The organism is Xanthomarina sp., assembly GCF_035306705.1.
Lineage (GTDB): Bacteria > Bacteroidota > Bacteroidia > Flavobacteriales > Flavobacteriaceae > Xanthomarina.
On the sequence record NZ_DATGNO010000177.1, the window covers coordinates 20242 to 27877 of the forward strand.

A 7636-nucleotide genomic window follows, 5' to 3' on the forward strand; every position below is an offset into this window, starting at 1 on the left:
TAGATGAAAAAAACACGTATTTATATAAAAATGGCCCTTGCAATAGGAGTTTTCAGCTTATTTAATTGTGAAAACAAATCGCATAAAAATCTAGCTGAAGCAAGACAGATCAAGGACACACTTGCCATAACTATTTTACAAACAGCCGACATTCATGGCCAATTGGACAGTCACCCAGAATTGTTTTGGGAAAACCAAGAAATCATCTTTAAAGAACGTGGTGGTATGGCCCATATTAAAACCATTTTCGATCAAGAACGAAAAAAGAATCCTGGACGGGTTCTGGTCGTAGATGGTGGCGATTTAATTCAGGGTAGTGGCTATGCCCAACTGTCTGAAGGTGCTGTTATGACCGACATTATCAAAGCCATGGATTATGATCTTTTAATACCAGGAAATTGGGAAGTTGTTTATGGAAAAGATATTATGTTAGACGTAATGAACGGCTATGATACACAAGTAATTGTTCAGAATATGTTCGACGAAACATCGAAAGAACCTATTTTTCCAACGCATTGGATTAAAGAAATCGATGGCATTAAAATGGGCTTTATTGGAATTAACGATCCAGATGTTCCCATAAGACAAAACCCGATTTTTAGTAAAGGCCTAACTTTTAGCGATATGGACGATGAATTGGAGCTTCTTATAAACACGCTAAAAGTCGAGGAGAAATTGGATGTTCTGTTTTTAGTAACTCATATTGGCATTTTTAAACAAGTGGATTTGGCTAACAATAAAATCGCTAAAAATGTTGATTACATTCTAGGAAACGACACGCACGAGCGTATTCGGGACCTTATTCAAGGTAAGTATGCCAAAGTAACAGAGCCTGGTGCTTTTGGGTCTTTTGTAGGTAAACTAACCCTCTACTTTGTGGATGGTAAATTGGTGAAAGATGCTTACGAGTTAATAGATGTCGATCCCGAAATATACCCAGCAGATCCCCACATTCAATCTTTGGTTGATAAAGCAAAATTACCGTTCAAAAAAAATCTAGAAACCATTATTGGCTATACAAACACCCCACTATATCGTTATTTAACGGTAGAAAACCCTATGGATAATATGGTTACAGATGCCGCCAGATGGAAAACTGGAGCAGACATTGCTATTTCCAACGGATTTAGATTTGGTAATCCCATTGTTCCTAAAAATGGAGAACCAGCAGCCATAACCCGCGAAAATCTTTGGAATCTGTTACCGGTAAACGAAAAGATAAAAACAGGTAAAGCCACAGGATTACAAATAAAAAACTGGCTGGAAAAGGAAATGCACAATGCCTTTGCACAAAACCCGACAGAGCGTTTTGGTGGGTGGTTGGCTCGTTTTAGTGGCATGACCGTAAATTTTAATAGTGATAATCCAAAAGGTGAACGAATTAATACCATTGAAGTCAACGGAGAACCTATAAACGATGATCAATATTACACCATTTCAGCTTGTGTAAGACCAGGAGACCCTATTGATAATTTATGTAGAATGTCGGACGTAAAAGATGTAGAAGTTAAAGACTATACCATACACGAAGCCGTCGAGGAATATCTAAAAGTACATTCCCCGGTCTCCCCTACTTTAGACAAAAGAGCGTATTGCGACATCCTAGGAGAGAATTCATTTTCTACCGTTCCAGGAACCAATTATGAATTTAAATAAGCTACACCTATGAAAACTGAAACAAAAAAGAGCCTCATTCAATATGGCCTATTTGGTGCCATTGCCTTGATCTTATACCTTACAGGATTACATACCGAAGTTATCGGCTTCGCACAACGTGGCCTCTTGGCAACAGGTATTATGAAACCCGATGTAACCGAAAAAACTTTGGCCTTAAACGAGCATGCTAAAGCCGATTTAAATTTTCAATTGTTAAACTCCAAAGGAGAAACAATTTATATGGAAGATTTAAAAGGAAAAGTGATTTTCATGAATATTTGGGCTACTTGGTGCCCTCCTTGTGTTGCCGAAATGCCCGGAATTAGCGAGTTGTCCAAATCCATGGAAAATGAAAATGTCGCTTTTATCATGCTCTCAGTAGATTCGAGTTTTGATAAGGCTAAAAAGTATAACGAGAATAAAGGATATCACTTTGATGTACATAGTTTACAAACTCAGTTGCCTGACATGTTTTCTACAAGTGGCATTCCAGCAACGTATGTTATTGATGCTCGTGGTACATTGGCCTTAACCCATATTGGTATTGGCGATTATGATACAAATGAGTTTCGGGATTTCCTAAAATCCTTAATGTAGAACTCCTCTTAAAGCAATTCCTCAAGCATCTTAATTGAGGAATTGCTTTTTATTATCGTCTTCCCTTTTAAATTTTCAATGTTTCCGCCTTTGTCTAGATATAAGGAGATTCGCTTCAACTCCTCATGCTTAAACCTTATTGATAATTCAAAAATAATCACAACTACTAATACCAAATAACTTTTAACCATTAACAAAGAACATTTACCAATTATCGCCTAACAATCAACAATACCTAACCTACTAATCCCAGACTATTTCAGTTTTAAAAATAAAACAATCAATAAAAAATAAGGCTTAAAAAATTAAATGACTTATTTTTAGCCCTCATTTAAGCTTTTAATTTTCAAACAGAATGCATACACCATTATTACAAGACATATTAATTTTACTGGGGTTTTCGGTTTTGATTGTTTTTTTACTACAAAGAGCCAAACTTCCTTCAATTTTAGGGTTTTTAATTACGGGTGTCATCATTGGGCCTTATGGCTTAAGTTTAGTAAAAGGCGTGGAACAGGTAGAAATTATATCAGAAATAGGGGTTATTCTTTTACTTTTTGTTATAGGAATGGAGCTCTCCCTAAAAAAATTGGCAGCCATTAAAAAAACGGTTTTTATAGGAGGTTCCATACAAGTGGGTTTAACGGTTTTAATTTCTGGTGCCTGTTATTATTTTATGGGCAATAGCTGGAACGAATCGATTTTTATAGGATTTTTATTCTCCTTATCCAGTACAGCCATTGTTTTAAAAGTATTTCAAGACAGAAACGAAATGTCCACACAACATGGTAAAAACGCCTTGGCCATTCTTATTTTTCAAGATATTATCGTGGTTCCCATGATGTTGTTTACACCAATAATTGCGGGTCAAAGTACCAACGTAACTGCAAGCATTTTAACTTTATTGCTTAAATCGGCTGTGGTTATTGCCATTACAATTATAAGTGCCAGATATATAGTTCCTAAACTGATGTATGCCATAGCAAAAACCAATAACAAAGAACTATTTTTATTAACCACCATAACCATTTGTTTTGCGGTTGCTTTCTTAACCTCTCAAGCGGGATTGTCTTTAGCTTTGGGAGCGTTTATGGCGGGGCTTATTATTTCAGAATCCGAATACAGCCATCAAGCAACCAGTATTATTTTACCGTTTAGAGAGTTGTTTATTAGCTTCTTCTTTATTTCGGTAGGAATGTTATTGGACCTAAGCTTTTTCTTTAGTCATATTTGGGTTATTCTTCTGTTGGTTTTAGCGGTTTTAGTGGTAAAATCTTCTGTGGCAGCCTTAGCGGTTGCCGTACTAAAATATCCACCTCGAACGGTATTGATTACTGGTTTGGCCTTGTTCCAAATAGGGGAATTTGCATTCATTCTTTCAAAAGTGGGACTTGAATATAATTTGCTTTCGGCAGAAACCAATCAGTACTTTTTGGCAGTGTCCATTGTGTCCATGTTATTAACGCCTTTTATCATTATTTTTTCTGAAAACATCTCTGAAAAATTTCTAAACACCAGGATTGTTAAGGCCATCTCATCCACTCCAGCAGACCCTTTTAGCGAGTTGAATGCCGATTTTGAAGCCGAGCTAAACAACCATCTCATTATTATAGGTTACGGGCTAAATGGCTCTAATTTGGCAAAAGCATCTATGTACACAAACATTCCTTATGTGGTGATAGAATTTAATCCAAAAACAGTAAAAAAGGAAAAGGCAAATGGCATCCCCATCCTGTATGGAGATGCCTCCGAACCGCATATTCTTGAAACTGTGAACCTATCAAAAGCACGTTCTGTAGTTGTTGCTATTTCCAGTGCACAAGACACCAGAGCCATTATAACCAGTGTTCGCGATATTAGCAAATCGGTTTATCTAGTAGCTAGAACACGTTATATAAAAGAAATTCCAGAACTTATTGCTCTAGGAGCAGACGATGTGATTCCTGAAGAATTTGAAACATCTATAGAGATATTTTCCCGTGTACTTCACGATTTCTTGATTCCTGAAAACAATATTTCAGAGTTTATAGATTTAATTAGAGCAGATAATTACAAAATCTTCAATTCTAAAAAGAAACTGCCTATCACTTTTAAATCCACTAAAATTCCGAATGTAAATATTACCTGTTTACGTGTGAATGTAGATAGCGGAAAAATTGTTGGAAGAACGCTTAAGGATATCAATGTCCGTAAGGAATATGGCGTCAATATCTTAGCTATAGAACGTAATGACAATGTTATAGATGAAGTTCTTCCTCAGGAAAAAGTTTTACAAAACGATAAGTTGTATGTTAGCGGAAAACAAGAAGCTATAGAAGCATTTCATCGAATTTTAAACTAAATCATTTCTAAGCAATTTAAAATGACACTCGTAGAACAAATAAATTTAAGCACCTTAGACGGAGAACCTATTGATTTGATAGCTGCTTACGCAAAAAAGCCACTCCTTATATTGTTTTATAACAACCAATGTTTGGGCTGTACCGGTCGCGCCATCCCCTTAGCTTACAACTTGTCCAAATCTTATCCCGCACTTTCTGTGGTAGGCATTCACAGCACTTTTGGAAATCAAAATTTTAGCAAACAAGATATATTGGATGTCTTTACATCCAAAGAACTCCCTTTTCCTATTTATTTCGATCAACATCATAAATATTTCGATTTTTTTAACTGTGAAGGAACGCCTCATTGGATTCTATTAAATGAGAACGCCGAAATATTCCGTTCTTTTTATGGGTCTCAGGAAAACTCTCAAAATCGGCTGTATTATGCCATTGAAGAACTTTTAAATTAGAAATCCATCGTTTTTATAAAACAATGAATTCCTAATAGGTATTAATGGACATATTTGCCGCCAAGGACGACCTAATAAATTCTGGACAAACAATTGTATATCTTTAGCAGTAAAATTATAAATAGAACTTGATACCGAGCCTTCGCAAAGAATCTGTTTAAAATAGTTCAATCTTTAAATCAACATTTATTATGAAAGACTTTTGGAACGCACATTTTGAGAATCCTGAATACATCTATGGAAAATCTCCTAATCTGTTTGTTAAATCGCAATTGGATATATTAACGCCCGGAACCATACTTTTTCCTGCTGAAGGCGAAGGTAGAAATGCGGTTTATGCAGCTACAAAAGGATGGCTTGTAGAGGCTTTTGATATAAGCGAATCGGGAAAAACAAAAGCCCTACAACTTGCTGCTGAAAATAAGGTCGATATCACCTACACGGTTGGATCCTTTGGAAATTTACCTTATAAAAAACACCGATTTGATGTGATAGTCCTCGTTTTCGCACATTTTAATGCCGAAAACCGGGCAGAATATCACCAACTACTTAGCGACTATTTAAAACCTAACGGCATGATTATTTTAGAAGGTTTTAGCAAAAAGCACTTGGAATACAGCAAAAAGAATCCCGCAGTTGGAGGCCCGAAAAATCTAGACATGCTTTTTTCAAAAGAAATGATTCAGGCCGATTTCAGGGACTTTAAAACCATATTGCTAGAAGAGATGGAAATAAACTTACAGGAAGGTCTTTACCATAATGGAACCAGCCACGTCGTGCGCTTTATTGGAATAAAAACCCCTTAGCACACGTACGGACAGCTCGCGAGCTGCCCCCCATAATATCCAAAGCTATTCCTCCTCCCCCAAAAAACCCCAAAATTAAACCCACAAAAAAAGCTCCACATTTCTGTGAAGCTTTTATTTTCTGGGTGGAAGACGGGACTCGAACCCGCGACCCTTGGTACCACAAACCAATGCTCTAACCAACTGAGCTACAACCACCATTTTGTACTTTTACCGCAACAAAGCTCAGTTCTGAGCCCTGCCTGCCGGTAGGCAGGTACAACCACCATTTTAATTTGGTCTGCAAATGTAATAGATTTCCCTACTTTAACAAAGCATTTCAGCAATATTATTTTTTATATTTTCTATTTTAAATCGAATAAGCTGTTAATCACGGGGTAACGTTCTACAGTAAAACCTTCGGCATAGGCCACGCCCACCAATCTTCCTAGGTCTTGAGCTCTATACTCAATACTATCGGTAAAATTTTTGCTGGAAATAGGTGTTTCTGGAGCGTCGCTCTTCGGATTGTAAAATTGGGTTTTATAAGCCATCACGGCTTCTTGCTTTTTAGACATATAGTTTGAAACATCCACTACAAAATCTGGCTCAATAGGCTGCCATTGAATGTAATGGTATACTTGTTTTGGACGCCATGGTTGTTGCCAAGCCTCATCGTATTCATCAAATTTTGTATCTATTTTTAGCAAACCACTTAAAAAACAGGCCTGACTCACCAATGTGCTCCCTTTAGCATGATCAATATGTCTATCGGTAATGGCATTGCAAAGCACAATGTCTGGTTGGTATTTTCTAAGAATTTTAATAATTTCCAATTGATGATTTCTATCATTAACAAAAAAACCGTCGGCAAACTCCAAATTAACCCGGACGCTAGCTCCTAAAATTTTTGAAGCTGCTTCCGCTTCAGAATCTCTGGTGTCGGCAGTCCCACGAGTTCCTAATTCGCCACGTGTTAAATCAATAATTCCCACTTTTTTACCAGCTGCAATCTCTTTGGCTAACGTACCTCCACAACCTAATTCTACATCGTCTGGATGTGCTCCAAATGCTAAAATATCTAATTTCATAAAAACTGTTTTAATTAAAACTCTCCGATAACGACTCTATCTTATAGCTTCCTCATTACCTCTCCATACCCGAATATCTTCAGACGGACTTACCAGAGGTCGAAACGTTCTTTTCTGGCAGTTCCGGGTGAGGAATCAGAAGTTTCGGTGAGGTCAAAATTACAAATTATCATTTATATTTACTCGAAATCCATTTGTTTTGTTGTGCTTCATTTAAAAAGGTCCAAGCCACCAGTCTAGATATTTTATGGCCTTGCTTCATTTGAATCACTTTTACCTGAGTAGCTCCTATTTTTTTAAGAGACAGTTTCATGGATTTTACAAGATCCTTATTAGACACCAAACTGGTAAACCAAAAACACTGTTCTTTATAGAAGGAACTCTCAAATAGATAAGTGTGTAAAAATGCTTTTTCTCCTCCTTCATACCAAAGTTCGTTGGATGTACCACTAAAATTTCTAACTACAGTTTCAGTTTGTTTCCCTAAACCTTTCAGCTTTCTGGTAGTAGTTGCTAGCGATTCAGTCTCACTTTTAAAAAAGGGCGGATTGCACATGGTGGCACTCACTTTTTCAGAAGAATTCAGAATTCCTTTTAAAATTTGAGAGGGATTCGCCTGAAAAATCAATTTAATTTTGTTCGACAATCCATTCTTATCAACAATAAGCTGGGCATTTTCTAAAGATTCCTTATCAACATCTGAAGCCAAAAAC

At 36.7% G+C, this 7636-nt stretch carries 7 protein-coding genes and 1 tRNA gene; 5 read left to right on the plus strand and 3 right to left on the minus strand.

Annotation, left to right across the window (positions count from 1 at the left end; translation table 11 throughout):
- Positions 1-3 precede the first annotated feature (3 nt).
- The 5 genes from VKY47_RS14265 (at position 4) to VKY47_RS14285 (ending at position 5853) form a co-directional block, all read left to right on the plus strand.
- Positions 4-1656, plus strand: a complete 1653-nt coding sequence (locus VKY47_RS14265) for a bifunctional metallophosphatase/5'-nucleotidase (protein WP_324313519.1) — start codon at positions 4-6, stop codon at positions 1654-1656.
- A 9-nt stretch (positions 1657-1665) separates the two neighbouring features.
- Positions 1666-2253, plus strand: coding sequence for a TlpA family protein disulfide reductase (locus VKY47_RS14270; RefSeq protein ID WP_324313521.1), 588 nt, complete (start codon positions 1666-1668; stop codon positions 2251-2253).
- A 355-nt stretch (positions 2254-2608) separates the two neighbouring features.
- Complete coding sequence (locus VKY47_RS14275; protein ID WP_324313522.1) at positions 2609-4594, plus strand: monovalent cation:proton antiporter family protein; 1986 nt, start codon at positions 2609-2611, stop codon at positions 4592-4594.
- A 21-nt stretch (positions 4595-4615) separates the two neighbouring features.
- A complete protein-coding gene (locus VKY47_RS14280; protein ID WP_324313523.1) occupies positions 4616-5047 on the plus strand; it encodes a TlpA family protein disulfide reductase in 432 nt (143 codons plus the stop codon).
- A gap of 191 nt (positions 5048-5238) precedes the next feature.
- Positions 5239-5853 carry a class I SAM-dependent methyltransferase gene (locus VKY47_RS14285; RefSeq protein WP_324313524.1) on the plus strand — a complete coding sequence of 205 codons (615 nt, stop codon included), beginning with the start codon at positions 5239-5241 and terminating at the stop codon, positions 5851-5853.
- A 123-nt stretch (positions 5854-5976) separates the two neighbouring features.
- Here the strand turns inward: VKY47_RS14285 and VKY47_RS14290 are convergent.
- The 3 genes from VKY47_RS14290 to VKY47_RS14300 all read right to left on the minus strand — a co-directional run.
- A tRNA-His gene (locus VKY47_RS14290) sits at positions 5977-6052 on the minus strand.
- Positions 6053-6197: 145 nt separating this feature from the next.
- Positions 6198-6923 (minus strand): bacillithiol biosynthesis deacetylase BshB1, encoded by a 726-nt coding sequence (gene bshB1 / locus VKY47_RS14295; protein ID WP_324313525.1) that lies wholly within the window; start codon positions 6921-6923, stop codon positions 6198-6200.
- Positions 6924-7092: 169 nt separating this feature from the next.
- Positions 7093-7636 (minus strand): RlmF-related methyltransferase (locus VKY47_RS14300; RefSeq protein WP_324313526.1); only part of this gene is annotated, 544 nt, incomplete at its 5' end.

Coding starts and splice junctions, on each gene's coding strand:
- VKY47_RS14265 (WP_324313519.1), top strand. CDS start 4: ATGAAAAAAACACGTATTTATATAAAAATGGCCCTTGCAATAGGAGTT.
- VKY47_RS14270 (WP_324313521.1), top strand. CDS start 1,666: ATGAAAACTGAAACAAAAAAGAGCCTCATTCAATATGGCCTATTTGGT.
- VKY47_RS14275 (WP_324313522.1), top strand. CDS start 2,609: ATGCATACACCATTATTACAAGACATATTAATTTTACTGGGGTTTTCG.
- VKY47_RS14280 (WP_324313523.1), top strand. CDS start 4,616: ATGACACTCGTAGAACAAATAAATTTAAGCACCTTAGACGGAGAACCT.
- VKY47_RS14285 (WP_324313524.1), top strand. CDS start 5,239: ATGAAAGACTTTTGGAACGCACATTTTGAGAATCCTGAATACATCTAT.
- bshB1 (WP_324313525.1), bottom strand. CDS start 6,923: ATGAAATTAGATATTTTAGCATTTGGAGCACATCCAGACGATGTAGAA.